The sequence below is a fragment of the Shewanella sp. 5_MG-2023 genome (genome assembly GCF_030547465.1).
Classification (GTDB): Bacteria; Pseudomonadota; Gammaproteobacteria; order Enterobacterales; family Shewanellaceae; genus Shewanella.
The window spans coordinates 26,233-45,729 of record NZ_JAUORC010000025.1; the positions used below are offsets into that span (position 1 = coordinate 26,233).

Sequence of the window (19,497 nt, forward strand, 5' to 3'; positions counted from 1 at the left end):
AATTTCAGGAGTCGAATGTGAATATAATTACTAGTGCTTTTCCACAGCGCAGAATGCGCCGCATGCGTAAACATGATTTCAGCCGCCGTTTAATGTCAGAAAACAAACTGTCGGTGAATGACCTTATCTACCCAATGTTTGTTCTTGAAGGCAACAATCGCACCGAAAAAGTGGCGTCGATGCCGGGTGTTGAACGCTATTCAATCGACTTATTACTCAAAGAAGCCGCTGAATTAGTCGAACTTGGCATTCCTTTGATTGCCCTGTTCCCAGTTACACCTGCGGAAAAGAAAACCCTCATGGCTGAAGAAGCTTACAATTGTGACGGTTTAGTACAGCGCGCCGTACGTGAGTTAAAACAAGCTTTTCCTGAGCTTGGGATTATGACAGATGTGGCACTTGACCCCTTCACCACCCATGGTCAAGACGGCATTATTGATGACACAGGTTACATCCTTAACGACATCACCACTGAGATCTTAGTCAAACAAGCCTTATCACACGCTGAAGCCGGCGCTGACATTGTCGCTCCTTCAGACATGATGGATGGCCGAATTGGCGCTATTCGTGAAGCATTAGAAGCTGCAGGCCACGTTAACACTCAAATTATGGCATATTCAGCCAAATACTCTTCTAGTTACTACGGCCCTTTCCGTGACGCTGTCGGCTCAGCAGGTAACCTTAAAGGTGGCAACAAGCATAGCTACCAAATGGATCCAGCCAATAGCGATGAAGCCTTACATGAAGTCGCATTAGATATTCAAGAAGGTGCAGACATGGTAATGGTAAAGCCTGGCATGCCATACCTTGATATCGTTCGCCGCGTAAAAACCGAACTAGCAGTGCCGACTTTTGCATACCAAGTGAGTGGCGAATATGCCATGCACATGGCAGCAATTCAAAATGGCTGGTTAGCCGAAAAGGCTATCGTGATGGAATCACTGCTGTGCTTTAAGCGCGCTGGCGCCGATGGTATTTTAACTTACTTTGCTAAAAGCGCAGCTCAGTGGCTTAAAGAAGATAAGTAAATAAAAATGTTATTTATACAAGATGAATAACAAACAGGAGACCTATTGGTCTCCTTTTTTATAGCGCATTTTGCAGGCTAAATGATTCAAATTGATTATAAAGGCGACTAATACACCCCCCAATAGTGACATTCATCGCCGTAGCAATAAACATTAACTCTTGCTAATGCACTATGAGCCAGTGCAAAGTTATCTTTGAATTTTACTTATATTAGTGATCTAGCTAACAGCTAGCTAATATTCAACTTCACTAACCTAAGGTTAAATGATTGAATTGTTTTATTGTTCTTTCTTGAGGCCTTATCATGCATAACACTGTTAAAACATTATTAGCTACAACCGCAATTTTCTTTGGCAGCCATTTGGTTGCTGGCTCAGCCATGGCTGGCAGTGGTTGTTCATTCGATGAAGAGCAAACAGGCTTCATGGCAACATGCAGCGAGGAGAAACAAGAAGTGATTATTACCGGACTTGTTGATATTTCAACACTTGAAAAAGACTTACCAGGTTACGCTGCAGAGTATGAGCAGTATAAAATTGATGCTGCCGCATTAACTGAATTAAAAGCGGTAACTACCCCAACAAATATCGTGGTAATTATTGGTACTTGGTGCCCTGATTGCCATCGTGAAACGCCACGTTTCATGCGCCTTATCGAAGAAGCGGCCAATCCGAATATTACCGTGACTTACATAGGTATTGATCGCAGCAAAGTTGATCCAGAAGGCCTAGCGGCAGCATATGAATTCACCCGAATCCCGACCTTTATCATTCAGCAACAAGATGAAGAAATTGGCCGAATCGTTGAACGTCCAACAGTGTCGCTGGAACAAGATTTAGTCAACATTCTGAAATAGTCTGTTTTGAAAGCCTCTTGAGTTTTTTTAGGCAAATAAAAACGGGATCAAATGATCCCGTTTTTTGTATTCGATTTTTATTACAAGGTCATTAAAGCATTAAGCCATTCTTGCAGCCAACATGCTTAGCACTCCTTCACGCAGCGCACCACCCGATAAATTAAGCGACTCAATATCAAGTAACTCAAATAAGGCGATTAAAATCGCAATCCCTGAGGCAAATGTCGGTGCTTTTTCAGCAGATAAGCCTTGAATATGATGCAGTGACTCATTTTGCTGTGCCAACACTTCGTCTCTAAAACGATGCAGCACTTTCAAAGTGATGATCTCAGACAGCTCGCGATGATGAAGTACTGACACCACAGACTGTACAGCCCCTGATGCGCCCACAACGCCTTGCCAACCCAATTGTGTCAGTTGTTGCAAGCAAGGCTTCAGCGCCATCAGTACCGCAGCTTTAGCTTGCTCAAAATCAGCCATTAGATAAGGCGTTTGCTTAAAAAACTGTTGATTAAAGCGCACACAGCCAAAGTCTAAACTGGTTTTAAACAGCACTTGATTACCATTTCCGATAATAAACTCAGTACTGGCGCCGCCAATATCAATCACCAAGCGTTGGCCGCCACCTTCTGTAGTGGCCGCCATACCTTGGTAAATTAATTCAGCTTCTCGCAAACCACTAATGACTTCAATCGGATGACCTAAAATCGGTAATGCCCGTTGGTGAAACTCATCAGCATTGCTGATCACACGTAAAGTTGCGGTGGCAAATACCGCCACATGCTCAGCTGCGACTTGATGTTTATCAAGCATCTCAGCAAACATTTGCAAACAATCTAGCCCGCGCTGTAATACGGCTTCATCAAGACGGTTATCAGCCCCAATACCTTCAGCCAAACGTACTTTACGTTTGTATTTTGCAATAATAGTGGGTTGGCCGTTCAGGGTGTGAGCGACCAACATATTAAAACTATTTGAGCCGAGTGTTATCGCGGCATATGCAGGCATTGCAGCTGTCACTGTCATTTACGAATGTCTACGTGCCCTTTGAGGTGGACGTCCACCACTGCGATGCGCACCACTTCTCGCACCATCACGCGTACGTGTTGTTGGGTGCTTACGATGGATACGAACCGGTGGCGGTAAATCGTCTAGCAAAGCTTCACGATCATAATTAGTGACTGGTATTGAGTGCTTAATATACGTCTCAATGGCCGGTAAATTCAGTGCGTACTCTTCACAAGCAAAACTCACTGACACACCTTTTTGTCCCGCACGACCTGTACGACCAATACGGTGAACGTAATCTTCACAATCATCTGGTAAATCATAGTTATAAACATGAGATACATCAGAAATATGTAAGCCACGCGCCGCCACATCAGTTGCAACTAACACATCAAGCGCGCCTGAAGTAAATTGCTCTAAAATGCGAATACGTTTTTTCTGCGGTACATCACCGGTTAATAACCCCACTCGATGGCCGTCGCCTTCTAACCATGACCACACCTTTTCACAGCTGTGTTTGGTGTTTGAAAATACGATAGCCTTTTCTGGCCAATCTTCTTCCATTAATGTCAGAAGCAAACGCATTTTATCTTCAGTCGAAGGGTAGAAAATTTCTTCTTTGATGTTCTTTGAGGTTTTTTCGCCAGGTGAGACTTCAACTTTTTCTGGATCATTCATATGATCGTAAGCTAATTCCTGAACCTTCATTGATAACGTCGCTGAAAACAACATATTTAAGCGTGACTTAGCATCAGGCATACGCCTAAACAAGAAACGAATATCTTTAATAAAACCTAAATCGAACATGCGATCAGCTTCATCAAGCACAACGGCTTGAATTGCATTTAAACTGATCACACCTTGGCGTACGTAATCGATAATACGACCCGTAGTACCAATTAAAATATCAACACCAGCATCAAGCACTTGGCGTTGAACATCATAACTCTCACCGCCATAAACAATACCGACTTTTAAACCCGTATGTCGTGCAAGCAATTTAGCATCTTTGGCAATCTGAATCGCAAGTTCGCGAGTCGGTGCCATGATGATAGCTCTAGGCTGATTAATTTGACGACCTTCTGGCTCAGCAACTGAGAGAAGGTGGTGAAAAGTGGCCACTAAAAAGGCCATTGTCTTGCCAGTTCCTGTTTGTGCCTGGCCAGCAATATCTTTTTGTTGTAATAAAATGGGAAGAGATAACGCCTGAATTGGCGTACAAAATTCAAAGCCATTTTCGTTCAAAGCCTGTATAACCTCTGACTTCAGAGGGAAGTCGGCGAATCTTTGTGTTGATAAATGTGTTTCGCTCATAGCGCAAGCATACCCGTTAGTGTTGCAAAAAAAGACTCGATCGTTTCAAATAGCTACATTAATAGAACGGTCACTTGAAAAGCTATTTAACCGTCCCAATATACATGGTAAGCCATTAATAAACTAGCAATGGTGCCAAATCTGGAGATCTACATGAGCGATAAAATTGTATACCTAAGCGATGACAGCTTCGAAAACGACGTCATTAACTCAGAATTACCAGTACTGGTAGACTTCTGGGCAGAGTGGTGTGGTCCTTGTAAAATGATTGCCCCAATCCTAGACGACGTGGCTGAAGAGTACGCGGGTAAGCTAACTGTAGCTAAATTAAACGTTGACCAAAATAATGTTTCACCTGCTAAGTACGGTGTACGTGGCATTCCAACATTATTAATGTTTAAAGGCGGCGAGTTAGTTGCTACTAAAGTGGGTGCTTTATCAAAAACTCAACTTAAAGAGTTTATTGACGCACAAGCTTAATCAAGTCTATTTATAAAATCGCGGCACTATTGATTAATGACATAACCTGCTAACCCCGTTAGCAGGTTATTGCTAAAAAAAACGCTATTTTAGTGTAATGAACAACAATCAATTTTAATAATGTTGCGTGTTTTACGTTTGAAAAGTGACAATCGGCACAATATATGAACAATTTGTGCCGTTTTTTCGCTAAAATTCTGGACGCACTGCCCATATAGTGCTAATTTATTCATCAGATTTTTCAACCAAACCCCTACTCGCTTATCAATCGACTATTTCAATTTCGTAAGACCCAAAGAAAGATTGATTGCAGTAAGCATCGTCGCGTAATACAAGACCCCCAACATGAATTTAACTGAATTAAAAGACACGTCTATATCAGATCTGGTTTCACTAGCAGATAGCATGAAATTAGAGAACATGGCCCGTGCCCGTAAACAGGACATCATCTTCTCTATTCTGAAATCCCACGCCAAAAGCGGTGAAGACATTTTTGGTGGCGGTGTGCTTGAAATCCTCCAAGATGGTTTCGGCTTTTTAAGAAGCTCAGATGGTTCATATTTAGCAGGCCCTGATGACATTTATGTCTCTCCTAGCCAAATCAGACGCTTCAATATGCGTACCGGTGATACCATCTTTGGTAAAATCCGCCCACCGAAAGATGGTGAACGCTATTTTGCACTCTTAAAAGTTAACGAAGTTAACTTCGATAAGCCTGAAAATTCTCGCACAAAAATCCTCTTTGAAAACCTTACCCCACTGCATGCAGAAGAACGTATGCGTATGGAACGTGGTAATGGTTCAACAGAAGACATCACCTCACGTATTTTGGATCTATGTTCTCCAATTGGTAAAGGTCAGCGTGGTTTGATTGTGGCTCCGCCTAAAGCGGGTAAAACCTTATTGCTACAAAACATGGCGCAAAGCATTACCTATAACAACCCAGAAGTGGTGTTAATGGTATTACTTATCGATGAACGTCCTGAAGAAGTAACCGAAATGCAGCGCATGGTAAAAGGTGAAGTTATTGCTTCTACCTTTGATGAGCCAGCAAGTCGTCACGTTCAAGTTGCTGAAATGGTTATTGAAAAAGCCAAACGCTTAGTTGAACACAAAAAAGACGTGGTTATCTTATTAGATTCAATCACTCGTCTTGCCCGTGCATACAACACAGTAATCCCATCATCAGGTAAAGTGCTTACTGGTGGTGTTGATGCAAACGCATTACATCGTCCAAAACGTTTCTTCGGTGCTGCACGTAACATCGAACATGGCGGCAGCTTAACCATTATCGCAACAGCGCTTGTGGATACTGGCTCTAAAATGGATGAAGTTATTTACGAAGAATTTAAAGGTACTGGTAACCAAGAGTTACACCTTTCTCGTAAAGCAGCTGAAAAACGCGTTTTCCCTGCAATCGACTTTAACCGCTCTGGTACTCGTCGTGAAGAGAAACTAACCACGCCTGATGAGCTACAGAAGATGTGGATTTTACGTAAAATCCTTAATCCTATGGATGAAGTTACCGGCATGGAATTCCTTATCGATAAATTGGCAATGACCAAAACTAACGATGAGTTCTTCACTGCAATGAAACGCGCTAAGAGTTAATTCTCTTTATCGTTTCAGTACAGTAAACTGAATACAAAAATGCCGCTAACTGAGTTAGCGGCATTTTTATTTGTAAATTTAACCCTTATAACGTCTGAGTTAACAGCTCACGATAGTTTGCGCCATTTTACGGCGTAAATAGGCAATTTGCTGCATGTGCGGTAAATCTTTCGGGCAGGCATCTTGACAACCCAGTAAGGTCATACAGCCAAATACGCCATCTTGATTACCTATCACATGATAGAAATCTTCTGCGCTGCGAATATCACGGCTATCCATTTCAAAGCGGGCGATTTTCATCATCCCCACAGCGCCAACAAAACTGTCTTTCATTTGCTTAGTGGCACATGCAGACACACAAACACCACATTCAACGCAGCGTTCAAGCTCATATAACTTAGCCGCCTCAGCAGGGTCCATTGGCGTTTCTAAGCGATGAATATCAATATCGTTGGCATCAGGTTGCAACCATAACTGCAGTCGCTCAGCTAGCTCGCGCATGAATTTACCCGTGTTCACTGACAAGTCACCAATTAACTCAAAACCCGGTAACGGCATTAGGGTAATGTTACCGTCAGGGAAATTAGCGGTTAAGGTTCTACAAGCCAATGTAGGTTTGCCATTAATCACCATAGCGCAACTGCCACAGATCCCTGCGCGGCAGACAAAATCAAACTGCAGTGAAGGATCTTGTTGCTCACGCAGCATATTAAGCGCAATAAATACTGTCATTCCAGGCGCTTCAGTGAGCTCATATGTGACCATTTTAGGTTTATCGCTTGGATCTTGTGGATCGTAACGAAAGATATTAAAACTGATAGTTCGTGGGCTGGTCATTAGCTCTTTTCTCCTGACGCCAAAAAGGTGTCACTTAATCTTTCATTACGCGGACGCAAGCTTTCTGGTAAATCAAATGGCATAACGGCTGCTTGTTTTTCAACGCGGTCTGCATCGTCACCCAGCTCAGCGAGGATTTTTTCAATTTCAACTTCACGGGCAGCAGTATCAGGATGCGCAATGGCATTGTCGGTACCATAACCACGATAACCTGGCGGCAACTCCATCTTCATCACATCAAGTTGCTCGTAAGTTAGCTTGGGCTCAAGGGCGTTTTCGTCTGGCCAAGTTGATAAAGTGCGGTTGAGCCATTCTTTATCATTACGTTGCGGGTAATCTTCACGAGCATGGGCACCGCGGCTTTCTGTACGGGCATTGGCGCCGCACGCAACCGTTAAGGCAACCCGCAGCATACGCGGCACACGTAACGCTTCCACCAGCTCAGGGTTCCCATGACGTTTTTTACATTTAAGGCCAATACTTTTACTGCGAACCAGTAATTCTTTTAATTCAGCAATGGCTTTTTCAAGCTCAGGACCATTGCGGAAAATACCTACGTAATCCATCATGATGCGCTGCATTTCCAGTTTGATATCAAACACATTTTCAGTGCCCTTACCGACTAACAAGCCGTTGATTTCTTGCTGCATCTTAGCCATGCTGGCTTCAATTTCGGCTGTATTGATTTCAAGGGTGTTCTTTTCACAAAAATCAGCCACGTACTTACCGATGATCATACCGCCAACTACAGTTTCAGCCAGAGAATTTCCACCTAAACGGTTAAAGCCATGCATATCCCAACACGCAGCCTCACCCACGCTAAATAAGCCTGCTAATTGCGGGCTTTCACCGGTAGCATTAGTACGAATACCGCCCATTGAGTAATGCTGAGTCGGACGCACTGGGATCCAGTCTTTGGCAGGATCTATGCCCAAGAAATTTTCACAAATCTCTTTCACTTCTCTAAGGTTGGTTTCAACGTGTTTGCGCCCAAGCAAAGTGATATCAAGCCATAAATGCGGCCCATAAGGGCTATCAACGCCTTTATCTTTACGCATATGTTCAGTCATGCGCCGTGAGACCACATCTCGAGAGGCGAGCTCTTTCTTTTCAGGCTCATAATCTGGCATGAAACGATGACCGTCTTTATCTCGCAGTAAGCCGCCATCACCTCGGCAACCTTCCGTGGTTAAGATCCCCACTGGTACAATCGCTGTTGGGTGAAATTGCACCGCTTCCATATTGCCTAATGTGGCAACGCCAGTATCTAACGCCAATGCTTGGCCAATGCCTTCACAGATAATGGCATTGGTAGAGACTTCATAAATACGGCCATAGCCGCCTGTTGCAATCGTCGTTGATTTACCAATATAGGCACGTAATTCACCCGTAATGAGACAACGGGCAATGACGCCGTGACAACGTTTGCCATCATGAATAAGCGATAATGCTTCAATGCGTTCATGGACAGGAATATCCATTTCAATGGCTTTGTTGTCAACGGCATACAGTAGTGAGTGGCCGGTGCCGTCGGCGGTATAGCAAGTACGCCATTTTTTAGTCCCGCCAAAGTCACGGGCATTAATTAATCCGTGGGCTTGCTCGGCTTCAGTAATGGTGACCTTTTCGGCGTTCACCACTACTTCACGATCGCCAGCACTAATACGTGACCAAGGCACGCCCCAATTAGCAAGTTCTCGCACCGCTTTAGGTGCGCAATGGGCAAACATGCGCGCCACATCTTGATCGCAGCCCCAGTCAGAGCCTTTTACTGTGTCTTGAAAGTGGACGTCTTCATCGTCACCCATGCCTTTAACTGTATTACCAAGGCTGGCTTGCATACCGCCTTGGGCTGCAGCAGAATGGGAACGTTTGGCAGGTATTAATGACAGCACCACGGTATCTAAACCACGCTCTTTGGAGGCGATTGCCACACGTAAACCAGCAAGACCGGCGCCGACAACTAATGAATCTGTATAAATAATTTTCACTGGCATTCCTTTAATACGGTATTAGGCTTTGTATTTCTAAGCGATAAACTCAATGGTGCATGACTGTGCACAGTCACTGTGTCTTTAACTCGGTACAAAAGGCGTTACGGGTAACTCCAACGATTGCCCAATAAAGATGTAGGTCAATAAACTTGCGATACCAATAATCATTAAGTAAACCACCATTATTTTGGCAAGCTTAAGCGCCGCCATACGCTTTGTGGTCACGCCCCACTTTACCGCTAGGCGATAGAGACCAAACATGGCATGCAATACCACAGCAGGTAATAGCAAGACATACAGCATCCACACATCTTGGTGGTAAACACGCTCAGCCGATAAATGCGGGCCGATTTCAGGATTGGTGATCATGTCAAACAAGTGAACGGGGGCGAGAAAGAACAGTAAAAAACCCGTAATTAACTGCCAAAACCAAATTTTAGTATCTTGGTGAGGCATAATGGTCATTTGACTTCTAAGTGCCCGCCATTGCTTTATTTGTGCAGGAAAGCGACGTAAGGCAAATACAGCGTGGATTAATAAGACTATCAGCATAAATGCCGAAATGAATTTAGTCAGAACAGGAAAGCCATGGCCAGTTTCACTGAACATGCCCCCTTCTAAGAAGTGGCCTACATGATAAAAGGCTTCTTTACTGATCAAAATACTCGACTCAAAATGCAGATGCATAATGATGAATATGCCAAGTAACAGGCCAGTTGCACTTTGAAGCATATCGGCCCGAGCGGCCCATACAGGATGAGAGAATCCGCTGGTCTTTTTTGCTGCAGAGGTTAGCGCTTCAAGAGCGGGTTGATCAGCCATAAATTTGCACGTCCTGTAAATTCAATATGACTTATGACCATATCAAGTTCACAAACGGTAGCAATAACCAAAAACCAGCAAGTGACCCAGATCACCCACCGCAAGGCAAGAGTCAGACGCAGATCACACCAACGCGAATCGTGAGATGTTAGCAAGCCACTGCGCTTTGAGATAAAGATTTGAACTTGATATCAAACCCTCTAAACATAAGACTAAATAGCCACAGCTTGTTGTAATTGCAGGCAATGTTGCCGCAGTTTATCACGCATTAACAACATGGCAGGGCTGACATGCTGTCGCCCTGCACAAATGAGATTCAACGGCATCGCCTCACTGGTAAATCCAGGCAATATCTGTTGCAGTCGACCGCTATTTAAATCATCTACAACATCTAAAGCCGATTTAAATACAATGCCTTGGCCTGATACTGCCCACCGACGAGTGACATCAGCATCATTGCTACTTCGATCACCACTCACCCGTATTTTAAAGCTCTGCTGCTCGTTAATTAACGTCCACAAATCATAATTACGTTCATCAACCTTATAAATTAAACAATTGTGCTGCGCTAATTCAGCTGGGCTTTTAGGTTCGCCATGATGCTGAATATAAGCAGAAGAGGCACATAACACCCGTTGAGTATGACAAATATTAAACGCCACTTGGCTTGAATCAGGCGGTATGCCATAACGTAACGCCATATCAATTTTATCGTGCTGAAAATGGCTAAGGCTATCGCCTATATGCAGTTGAATGGTTAAATCTGGATACTGCAGTAGAAAACTATCTAACCAAGGTAAGAATACATTCCGGCCAAAGTCAGAAGAGACTGAGATATTGAGCTGACCTGAGATTTGACCTTTTTCGGTTAACAAGGCTTGCTGGCCTAATTGCAATTGCGCCAGCGCCTCGCGACAATGGATCAGATAATGCTCACCTTCGGCGGTCAGACGCAAACTACGAGTGGTGCGAATAAACAGTACGCTATTTAACTGTTTCTCTAATCGTTTTAATGCTGCACTTGCCGCAGCAGCTGAAATATCTAGCTCAACTGCAGCAGCGCCAATACTGCCGCAATCAGCCACTCGCACAAACAGGTGTAAATCATTTATCTGCATTGTCTGGACCTTAATCTCACATCTTAATCATTCATTACTAAAATAATTTTGATAACGATACAAATATTACCCTCTAAATCATCATAGTCAATTTGACTCAAATACACTCATCGCGGTGAAATAGTCCCACAATCTGTCCACTTCTGAAGTGTAAAAGCCAATGTTTCACAACAAATATCAGCCGTTAAATAGTTATCATTTGGCGCGTTTTTGCTTTTTGGCCGATAAACCCAAAGGAATATCTGCCACCTCGTTATGGCATCAGCTATAATAGCCGCCAATTCATGTTTAATTTTATTATCAGTTAGGAAAATCCCATGCCTTGGATCCAATTACGAATTCACACTCATCGCGATCATGCAGACATGCTAGGCGACTTATTGATGGATCAAGGTTCTGTGTCTATCACCTACGAAGACGGCCAAGATGAGCCAATTTTCGAGCCTAAACTAGGTGAAACACCTTTATGGCAAGACACCATATTAATGGCCTTATTTGATGCTGGCACTGATTTAGCACCGACCATAGAGTTATTAGAGTCAGTTCCCTGCTTAGGTAAAGGCTTTAACCATAAAATTGAACAAGTAGAAGATAAAGACTGGGTTCGTGAATGGATGGACAGCTTCCACCCCATCAAATTTGGTCAGCGTTTATGGATTTGCCCAAGCTGGCGTGACATCCCTGAACCAGACGCAGTAAATGTTATTCTTGATCCAGGTTTAGCCTTCGGTACTGGTACTCACCCAACCACCGCATTATGTTTAGAGTGGTTAGACAGCTTAGATTTGTCAGATAAAGAAGTTATCGACTTTGGTTGTGGCTCAGGCATCTTAGCCATTGCTGCATTAAAGCTTGGCGCGAAGAAGGTCACCGGGGTTGATATTGACTATCAAGCCATTGATGCATCGACAGCCAATGCTGAGCGCAACGGTGTTGTCGAGCAGTTGTCACTGTATTTACCCGAAAACCAACCAGAAAATTTACAGGCTGATATCTTAGTCGCTAACATCTTAGCCGGCCCACTGCGCGAGCTTGCCCCATTGATTGCAGAGAAAGTCAAAACAGGTGGTAAGTTAGCCCTTTCAGGCTTACTACAAGAGCAAGCAGAAGAAGTATCACAATTCTACAGCCAATGGTTCATCATGGATGAAGCGGCTCACAAAGAAGACTGGAGCCGCTTGACAGGCACCCGCAAATAACGGTAAAGGCAGCACACCCCTTATGACAGCTAGTTTTACGCCAAAAGGGGCGCTGACGACTCCACAACTAAAAGTCAAGCAAAAAAGTTATCTTTAGTTCATTTATTGACCTTTTCAGGACGGTAAAAAAGGGCTAATATAGCGCCCCTTTGACGAGCATGGTGAATAACTCAATGCAAATTGGCCCCTATCAACTGAAAAATCAGCTGATCGTGGCACCAATGGCAGGTGTCACCGATCGCGCTTTTCGAAATCTTTGTTTACGTTATGGCGCAGGCCTAGCGGTTTCAGAGATGCTTTCATCTAATCCCGAAGTTTGGGATACCGATAAAAGCCGCCAGCGCATGATGCATTCTGGTGAAGAAGGTATTCGTTCAGTACAAATTGCAGGTGCAGATCCTGATTTAATGGCTGCGGCCGCCCAGTTCAACGTTGAACAAGGCGCTCACATCATTGACATCAATATGGGCTGCCCTGCCAAAAAAGTGAATAAGAAGCTTGCTGGATCAGCATTAATGCAAGATCCCCAGCTAGTAAAAGCGATTTTACAGGCTGTTGTTAGTGCAGTTGATGTACCGGTAACGCTAAAGATTCGCACAGGCTGGCAACCTGAACACCGTAATGGTGTTGAAATTGCTCATATTGCCGAAGATTGTGGCATTGCCTCCTTAGCCGTTCACGGCCGCACTAGGCAGTGTATGTATAAAGGCTTTGCCGAATACGACACGATTAAAGCAATAAAACAAAATGTCTCAATCCCTGTTGTTGCCAATGGAGATATCGACAGTCCAGAAAAAGCTAAGTTCGTCTTAGACTACACTGGCGCCGATGCTGTAATGGTAGGACGAGGAGCCCAAGGCAGACCGTGGATTTTTAGAGAAATTCACCACTACTTGGAAACAGGTAACAAATTACCGCCAGTTGAGGCAAGCGAGCAACGAGAAATCATGCTCGAACACCTTAACGCTTTGTACGAATTGTACGGCGAGTACAAAGGTGTCCGATTTGCTAGAAAGCACATGGGATGGTACCTAAACCAAGAAGAGCAGCGTCAATTTCGTGCTGACTTCAATAGGCTTGAAACCGCTGAACAGCAATATTCCCTTGTGGAATGTTACTTTGATGAATTAGTTAATTTTTAATATAAAGAGCAGAATAGAATGTTTGATCAGACAACTAACACAGAAGTTCACCAGCTAACCGTAGGTAAGATTGAAACCGCTAACGGTACAATCAAGCCACAATTATTACGTGACGCAGTTAAGCGCGCAGTAACAAACTTCTTCTCTCAGTTAGACGGTCAAGAAGCGTCTGAAGTATATGAAATGGTATTAAGTGAAGTTGAAGCACCTTTACTAGACATCATCATGCAACACACACGTGGCAACCAAACACGTGCAGCGAACATGCTAGGTATTAACCGTGGCACTTTACGCAAAAAATTAAAAAAATACGGCATGAACTAAGAAGTAATTCTTAAACTGTTGTAAGAAAACGGGCTTTCCAGCAATGGAAAGCCCGTTTTTGTTGATATGTCCCCCATATGTACCCCCGTTGTTTTGTTGCCCCTTCCTGTATTCGATTCCGCTTTCCTTCAACGTAATTCCCAAGCTAAAACTTTAACTTTTACTCATGGTTAAATATCAGATAATGATACAAAAAATGCTTAGTGCGTCAGATTCTGTCGCAGGGTAATATTATGCTCATGGCATAGATAATCGGGAGAACATCGATGCAAATCAATATCCAACGCCAAATTGCCATGCTGGAACAAATACCTGCTCATCCAAGGCGCATTACCGCTAATGACATCACTGCAAGACTGCAAAGTCGTGATTTTGATATTGGATTAAGAACCGTGCAGCGGGAATTAAAAGCCATGTATGACATGGGACTTTTTGGCATAGTGCTCGATGACAGAAGCAAGCCTTTTGGCTGGTCGATTGCCGCCTGTTGGCGTGGTCTTAACTTGACCTTGATGGATAATCACATGGCATTGGCATTTTACACCCTAAAGCACAGTGCTAGCCAACTGCTGCCTCCCCAAAGCCTTAAGCAGTTGACCCCTTATTTTGACCGTGCAGATCAAATATTAGGTAATGATCCTGATAACCCTTGGCTTTACTGGGCCTGCCGCGTGGCGCAGTTACCTAAACCTTTTCCTTTTATAATTGAGCAGCAAGATCCACAAATATTTGAAGCTGTGCAATCGGCACTGCTTAACAAGCGCCAGATTGCCTGCCAAATAAAGCGAGTGATCCAAGGGAAAAGCTATTGGCTTGATTACACGCCCATTAATCCTGAAGGTATACAAATATCAGATGGTGTCGCACTACTGACCTTTACCATTGGCACGGTTGAGCCAAAACTTTTTGCCAAATCCATCGACTTACTACGTAATGTGCGAGTGCTGGACACCCCTTCCATTACTCGAAGTGAAGCTAATATTGCCCGTAGAAAAATGGAAAACCAAGCGGAGTTGATTGATATTGAATTGCTTTTTTCTGCATCAGCAAACTTTATCATGCGCAATGCCAAGCTCAGTGACAATCAAACTGTTAAGCAGTTAGAAGATAAACGCTATCTGGTTGAAGCAACCGTTGAAGACACCTCAGGATTAAGAACATTGTTGTGGAGCATGGCTGACAATGTCGAAGTGCTAGCACCGGCCAAATTAAGAGCCCATTTCACTCGATTAATTAACAAGGTCAATGCGCGCTATCAAATTGCTGCGTCTTAGGCTGTCGCATCCTTAAGTTACCCTGCATAGCATAACTTCAAGGAGATGAATCGATGTTTGACTTACTGACGCAAAACAGCCCATCACCTCGCATTGCCGTTTTCGGTGTGGGAGGCTGCGGCTGCAATACCATAAATCAACTTAGCCAATCGCCATTCAATGACAACGTCCTGCTGATTGCCGTCAATACTGATGCACAATCACTGCAGGCCTCTCAATCTAGCACTCGATTACAAATTGGCATTGAAGCCACTAAAGGATTAGGTGCGGGCGCTAAGCCCGAAAAAGGTCAAGCTGCTGCGCAGGAGTCTGAAGCACAAATAAAAGAGCTTATTGAACTCGCCGACATCATTTTTATTACTGGCGGTATGGGCGGCGGCACTGGCACTGGCGCCATCCCGTTCATGGCTTCAGTCGCCGCAGCGCTAAATAAACCATTAATTGCCGTGGTTACCACCCCTTTTAGTTTTGAAGGCCAGCAAAGGAATCTTCTGGCCAATAAAGGCGTCGATAAATTAATGCAGCACGCCAATGCTGTAATCGTGTTACCTAATGACAAACTGGCTAAAACTCTGGATAAGAAAGTCAGCCTAGTTAACGCCTTTTTTGAAAGTAACCGTATTTTGCAAGATGTATTGCTGGGGTTAACCACCACCATTAGCCAATCAGGTTTGATTAATATCGATCTCAATGATTTCATTGCGGTGGTAAATCACCATGGACGAGCCGCTATGGGAGTGGCGAAGCAAATGCCAGGTGCAGATATCCAAGTGACGATTAATAGCGCCCTTAAAAATCCATTACTGGAAGACGTTGAGCTGACTCATGCCAAAGGAGCGATTGTCAGTGTGATGGCATCTGAAAATATTGAGCTCAGCCAATATAATATGATTGGCGAAACCCTGCAGCAGCAACTCGACCCTAGTGCATTGGTGATAATTGGATTAACCATAGTGCCTGAGCTGGATTGCGAGCTGGAATTGATGGTGATTGCCACCGGTATTCAAGCCACAACCGACCAATCAGTAATCATTATGGATGATGCTAAAGTACCGCCTTCAACAGACCGCTTTGCATCAGTAGAGCTGCTTAATCTTCACGATTTTCTAAAAGAAAAGTCTGTAGGCAGTAACGATGATAATCATTGCTTAGCTGAGCTCGATGTCCCGACTTATACCCGCAACTTAAATCAAAAAACAGCAGGGCAATAATATCGGCCCCTAGGGTGAGCCGCTAGCTGCTGCTATATCTTTGATAGCATCAGAGAAGGCTCACTCCTTTCAAGTCGATCGACTTCGGCAGTACTAACTTGGCTTTATCAACTGCATGGGTGCAACTTTGCCTGCTGTTAGCCTTGCTACTTTGACGATGACTACCACGATAATTTTTACAGCCCCAGAATTCCCCCCGAGCGCTTTTTCTTAGCACCATATCAGCGCCGCAAACGCTGCATAACGGTGTGGTATGGGCGCATTGATCATTAAGACAGACTTTAAAGCCTGCAAAGCGTTTACGGGTCATGGGGCTTGCACAAAGCTCGCAGCCTGCTTCTTTGTGGTCGCACAAAGGAAAGTGGCAACAGGAATAGAATGATTTAAAGTTACCGGTTCTTTGCTTTAATACTCCTGTGGTGCAGCGAACACAGTTAATATCTTCAAACAGCCTTTGCACTATAGAGGTCGTAAATTCTGCTTGCTCAATGGCATAACCATCTTGAATAAGCTCTGTGACAAACGGGCTGACGTCGGTCATATCGGCCAGCACATAGGCGCGATGCTTAGCACGGGTTAACGCCACATAAAATAACCGTCGCTCTTCAGCGTACTTAAAGTCTTCTTCTTTTGCTAAAAAGGCATCTAACAAAGGCGGGATGATTTTATTTGATGGAAAGCCATGCAGGCCGGTTTTCATCCCGATGATCACCACATAGTCAGCCTCTTTACCTTTAGCGCCATGAAAGGACTGACACTCAATGGTTATATTGGAGTATTGCTGATTCAGTAGTCTTAGGGCGTTACTATCTGGCAGCTGAAACCAAAACCGAGCCAGTAAGTACACTGTCGGTTGTTTTGTACCAGCTTTAAGCTTATTGACCCTAGCACTAATCGCCGACAATGCTTGTGCTAACGCATTAGGGCTTGGGTTGTCAGCTGTGGCGGCTTCATTTTCGCCGCGCTTAATCACTGATACCGCCGCTTGGGTCACTGTCACGTTGGAGCGAATCTGTTTTTTAAGCTGCGCCGGATTTTGAGTGACAAACTGGGTAGCAACATCGCCAATGCTGCTATTAAATCTAAATGTTTGGTCAAGATAGCTTGTCGCAGCTGCGCCAAAATAGTCACTAAAATGGGTCGTTAGGCTGACATCTGCGCCACTAAAACGATAAATAGCCTGCCAGTCATCGCCAACACAAAATAATGAGGCTGTGGTTTTACTCTGTGCTGAGTAAGCCTGTGTTAATGCTTTAACTAAACGCGCTCTAGGCTCGGAGATATCTTGAAATTCATCCACCATAATATAACGCCACGGGCTAATGAATTGCCCTGTTTGTATATAGTTAAGCGCCTTGGCAATCATGTCTTCAAAATCGATATCGCCATTTGCAGCTAACTGCTGTTGGTAAGCGGTTAATATGGGCTGGAGCAATTCAAATGCCTTACGGCTTTGCTTGGGATCAGTAGCTTGATTAAATAGCTTGTCTAGGCCTTTATTATCAAGGCAAGCCGCTTTGTATAAACCAATAAGCTGACTAAATAATTTGGCTAATTCAGTCACCCGCCCAAGCTCATTAAGGGTTGCCAGTATCGCGTCATCGGGCAGCGGCGCATATTGCAGTTCAAATGCCGTTAATGCCTGTTGCAATTCTGCCGTTAACTGGCCCTTTTTATGCTGATAGTAAAATAGCTCAATACAGGCAGTATCATGCTGTTGATGTAACTCGCGTTTCCACTGTATCGACTCAAGATAAGCCTGATTATCGATATAACTGGCGGTATTATTAGCCTCATCAATGCCGTAATATTCAATATAAACATCATATTCTGGCAGGTAAAAATCAGGCTGGTACTGGCGAAAATCAACACTACTAACATCATGCTCATACTTGGCTTCATAGCGATATTCAATGCCGTTTTTAAATAGCCAGTTAGCAATATACAGTTCGCCGAAACTCTTAACCCGCTCGCCTTTAAGCGTGCGAATATCATTGTCAGTTAAGTATTGGAAGTACTCGCCTTCGGATTCAAAATCAAATGGGCTTTTTTCCACATAATAATATTGGCTAAAAAACTCACACAGCCGTTTGCGGAAAACCTCATCTTTAAGCAAGTAATCAAGCTGGAGTTGTAACCATTTCTCTTTGGCTTGGTCATCTTCTGCCAATGGTGACAAACTGGGCTGCTTGCCTTCCACTGCTGCAATAATCCTTAAACCAAGGCTGTGAAAGGTGCTGGCTTTTATTGCATCTGTGGCCAGTTTTTGTTTGATGCGGTCATCCATTTCATCAGCGGCTTTGCGGCCGTAAGCTAACAATAAAATATCCGCTGCTTGCGCTTGACCGCTGGCAACTAAATAGCCTGCACGCCCCACCATTACACTGGTTTTACCAGTGCCAGCCCCTGCCAGTAATAAATTGTTATCATCATCTATAACGCAAGCGCGGCGCTGTTTATCGGTTAATGGCTTTGATTCAACATTATCAAAAAAGTCTGCATATTTGACTAATTGCCTGTCAACATAAGCAGAACGAATTTGCGCTATCTTGGCGTTATTCCAATGATAAAAGCCAGATAATTTCACTAACGCAGCGTTAAGCGTTACCGATAACCCCGCCGATTTACACCATGGAAACCAGCGGCGATATTCACGTTTAATGCGAGGCTGTATTTGCCCAAGTAACGACTGACGTAAATACTTATTCGCTAAGGTATGCTCAATGCGGGCAACTAACTCACACAGCTGCTGCTCATGAGCTTGCGCCCAATATTGTTCAATGTCTTGTTTAAATTTGGGGTTAGAAAAATATCCCAGAAATGGCACCTGATAAAACTGGCCTTGGGCTTGAAATCGAAGCAAACTGCCTAAAAAGCTTGGGGTAAACTCGGCTGGCGCAACCAGTTGCTGCCAAGTAAATTGTTGCAGCTGAGGTACAGGTTTTACTGTAAACCAATGCCTAAATAAACGACCTTGCTGAGCACGAAACTCAATGCCATTAGCCGATAATTTAATGGCATCTGCAGCGCCTAAATACAGGCGCCCAAACCAACTATGCTTGATCGTTTTTTCTGATTTTTTAAATTTTTCTGGTAACAATTTACAACCTACGACTTAATGGCTGAACAGCAAACTATTGATATTTAGGCGTCACTATAGCTTAATCTTAAGTGCCTAAGCATGATCTTTATCTGCTAATGATTTAGCGATGGGCAATTGAGTTAACCGCAACTGGGGTTAATGAGATAGACAGGCGTTTTATGTAAGCAGGCTTGCG

At 43.9% G+C, this 19,497-nt stretch carries 16 protein-coding genes; 9 read left to right on the top strand and 7 right to left on the bottom strand.

Features of this window, described 5'->3' with window-relative positions; translation table 11 throughout:
* The first annotated feature begins 17 nt into the window (after positions 1-17).
* Both hemB and Q4557_RS15065 read left to right on the top strand, forming a co-directional pair.
* Positions 18-1,028: a porphobilinogen synthase gene (gene hemB, locus Q4557_RS15060; RefSeq protein ID WP_102436987.1), complete on the top strand. Its 1,011-nt coding sequence runs from the start codon at positions 18-20 to the stop codon at positions 1,026-1,028.
* Positions 1,029-1,333: 305 nt separating this feature from the next.
* Positions 1,334-1,885 (top strand): thioredoxin family protein, encoded by a 552-nt coding sequence (locus Q4557_RS15065; RefSeq protein WP_102476031.1) that lies wholly within the window; start codon positions 1,334-1,336, stop codon positions 1,883-1,885.
* Positions 1,886-1,984: 99 nt separating this feature from the next.
* Here Q4557_RS15065 and Q4557_RS15070 read toward each other — a convergent pair whose 3' ends face one another.
* A complete protein-coding gene (locus tag Q4557_RS15070; RefSeq protein ID WP_241904971.1) occupies positions 1,985-2,911 on the bottom strand; it encodes an exopolyphosphatase in 927 nt (308 codons plus the stop codon).
* Positions 2,912-4,207, bottom strand: coding sequence for an ATP-dependent RNA helicase RhlB (gene rhlB, locus Q4557_RS15075; protein WP_102436991.1), 1,296 nt, complete (start codon positions 4,205-4,207; stop codon positions 2,912-2,914).
* A gap of 153 nt (positions 4,208-4,360) precedes the next feature.
* Between rhlB and trxA the strand changes: the two genes are divergently transcribed.
* Both trxA and rho read left to right on the top strand, forming a co-directional pair.
* On the top strand, positions 4,361-4,687 hold the full coding sequence (gene trxA / locus Q4557_RS15080; RefSeq protein ID WP_055023577.1) for a thioredoxin TrxA: 327 nt from the start codon (positions 4,361-4,363) through the stop codon (positions 4,685-4,687).
* Positions 4,688-5,032: 345 nt separating this feature from the next.
* Positions 5,033-6,298 (top strand): transcription termination factor Rho, encoded by a 1,266-nt coding sequence (gene rho / locus Q4557_RS15085; RefSeq protein ID WP_076539336.1) that lies wholly within the window; start codon positions 5,033-5,035, stop codon positions 6,296-6,298.
* A 99-nt stretch (positions 6,299-6,397) separates the two neighbouring features.
* Here rho and Q4557_RS15090 read toward each other — a convergent pair whose 3' ends face one another.
* The 4 genes from Q4557_RS15090 to Q4557_RS15105 all read right to left on the bottom strand — a co-directional run bounded on the left by Q4557_RS15090 (position 6,398) and on the right by Q4557_RS15105 (position 11,069).
* The gene (locus Q4557_RS15090) at positions 6,398-7,135 is read right to left on the bottom strand and encodes a fumarate reductase iron-sulfur subunit (RefSeq protein WP_102437003.1); all 738 of its coding nucleotides are present in this window, start codon (positions 7,133-7,135) and stop codon (positions 6,398-6,400) included.
* A complete protein-coding gene (locus Q4557_RS15095) occupies positions 7,135-9,126 on the bottom strand; it encodes a fumarate reductase flavoprotein subunit (protein WP_303413714.1) in 1,992 nt (663 codons plus the stop codon). The genes Q4557_RS15090 and Q4557_RS15095 overlap by 1 nt, the downstream gene beginning before the upstream one ends.
* A gap of 84 nt (positions 9,127-9,210) precedes the next feature.
* Complete coding sequence (locus Q4557_RS15100; protein WP_102437007.1) at positions 9,211-9,951, bottom strand: fumarate reductase cytochrome b subunit; 741 nt, start codon at positions 9,949-9,951, stop codon at positions 9,211-9,213.
* Positions 9,952-10,163: 212 nt separating this feature from the next.
* Entirely contained in the window at positions 10,164-11,069 is a 906-nt protein-coding gene (locus Q4557_RS15105) for a LysR family transcriptional regulator (RefSeq protein ID WP_102437009.1), read from the bottom strand.
* Between the two features lie 317 nt (positions 11,070-11,386).
* Here Q4557_RS15105 and prmA point away from each other — a divergent pair, with 317 nt between their 5' ends.
* From prmA to ftsZ, 5 genes are all read left to right on the top strand, one after another.
* Positions 11,387-12,268, top strand: coding sequence for a 50S ribosomal protein L11 methyltransferase (gene prmA, locus Q4557_RS15110; protein WP_102437011.1), 882 nt, complete (start codon positions 11,387-11,389; stop codon positions 12,266-12,268).
* Between the two features lie 173 nt (positions 12,269-12,441).
* The gene (gene dusB / locus Q4557_RS15115; RefSeq protein WP_102437013.1) at positions 12,442-13,410 is read left to right on the top strand and encodes a tRNA dihydrouridine synthase DusB; all 969 of its coding nucleotides are present in this window, start codon (positions 12,442-12,444) and stop codon (positions 13,408-13,410) included.
* 18 nt (positions 13,411-13,428) lie between these two features.
* Entirely contained in the window at positions 13,429-13,734 is a 306-nt protein-coding gene (gene fis / locus Q4557_RS15120) for a DNA-binding transcriptional regulator Fis (RefSeq protein ID WP_011494902.1), read from the top strand.
* Positions 13,735-14,000: 266 nt separating this feature from the next.
* Positions 14,001-15,008: a YafY family protein gene (locus Q4557_RS15125; protein WP_102476032.1), complete on the top strand. Its 1,008-nt coding sequence runs from the start codon at positions 14,001-14,003 to the stop codon at positions 15,006-15,008.
* A 53-nt stretch (positions 15,009-15,061) separates the two neighbouring features.
* The gene (ftsZ, locus tag Q4557_RS15130) at positions 15,062-16,219 is read left to right on the top strand and encodes a cell division protein FtsZ (RefSeq protein ID WP_102476033.1); all 1,158 of its coding nucleotides are present in this window, start codon (positions 15,062-15,064) and stop codon (positions 16,217-16,219) included.
* 49 nt (positions 16,220-16,268) lie between these two features.
* Here the strand turns inward: ftsZ and Q4557_RS15135 are convergent, their stop codons facing one another.
* Positions 16,269-19,319, bottom strand: a complete 3,051-nt coding sequence (locus Q4557_RS15135) for a UvrD-helicase domain-containing protein (RefSeq protein ID WP_303413723.1) — start codon at positions 19,317-19,319, stop codon at positions 16,269-16,271.
* Positions 19,320-19,497: the final 178 nt, after the last annotated feature.

Excerpts from the sequence above, each read along its gene's own strand:
- dusB (WP_102437013.1), top strand. The coding sequence starts at position 12,442 with ATGCAAATTGGCCCCTATCAACTGAAAAATCAGCTGATCGTGGCACCA.
- prmA (WP_102437011.1), top strand. The coding sequence starts at position 11,387 with ATGCCTTGGATCCAATTACGAATTCACACTCATCGCGATCATGCAGAC.
- rho (WP_076539336.1), top strand. The coding sequence starts at position 5,033 with ATGAATTTAACTGAATTAAAAGACACGTCTATATCAGATCTGGTTTCA.
- trxA (WP_055023577.1), top strand. The coding sequence starts at position 4,361 with ATGAGCGATAAAATTGTATACCTAAGCGATGACAGCTTCGAAAACGAC.
- Q4557_RS15105 (WP_102437009.1), bottom strand. The coding sequence starts at position 11,069 with ATGCAGATAAATGATTTACACCTGTTTGTGCGAGTGGCTGATTGCGGC.
- ftsZ (WP_102476033.1), top strand. The coding sequence starts at position 15,062 with ATGTTTGACTTACTGACGCAAAACAGCCCATCACCTCGCATTGCCGTT.
- Q4557_RS15065 (WP_102476031.1), top strand. The coding sequence starts at position 1,334 with ATGCATAACACTGTTAAAACATTATTAGCTACAACCGCAATTTTCTTT.
- fis (WP_011494902.1), top strand. The coding sequence starts at position 13,429 with ATGTTTGATCAGACAACTAACACAGAAGTTCACCAGCTAACCGTAGGT.
- Q4557_RS15125 (WP_102476032.1), top strand. The coding sequence starts at position 14,001 with ATGCAAATCAATATCCAACGCCAAATTGCCATGCTGGAACAAATACCT.
- Q4557_RS15090 (WP_102437003.1), bottom strand. The coding sequence starts at position 7,135 with ATGACCAGCCCACGAACTATCAGTTTTAATATCTTTCGTTACGATCCA.
- Q4557_RS15100 (WP_102437007.1), bottom strand. The coding sequence starts at position 9,951 with ATGGCTGATCAACCCGCTCTTGAAGCGCTAACCTCTGCAGCAAAAAAG.
- Q4557_RS15070 (WP_241904971.1), bottom strand. The coding sequence starts at position 2,911 with ATGACAGTGACAGCTGCAATGCCTGCATATGCCGCGATAACACTCGGC.
- rhlB (WP_102436991.1), bottom strand. The coding sequence starts at position 4,207 with ATGAGCGAAACACATTTATCAACACAAAGATTCGCCGACTTCCCTCTG.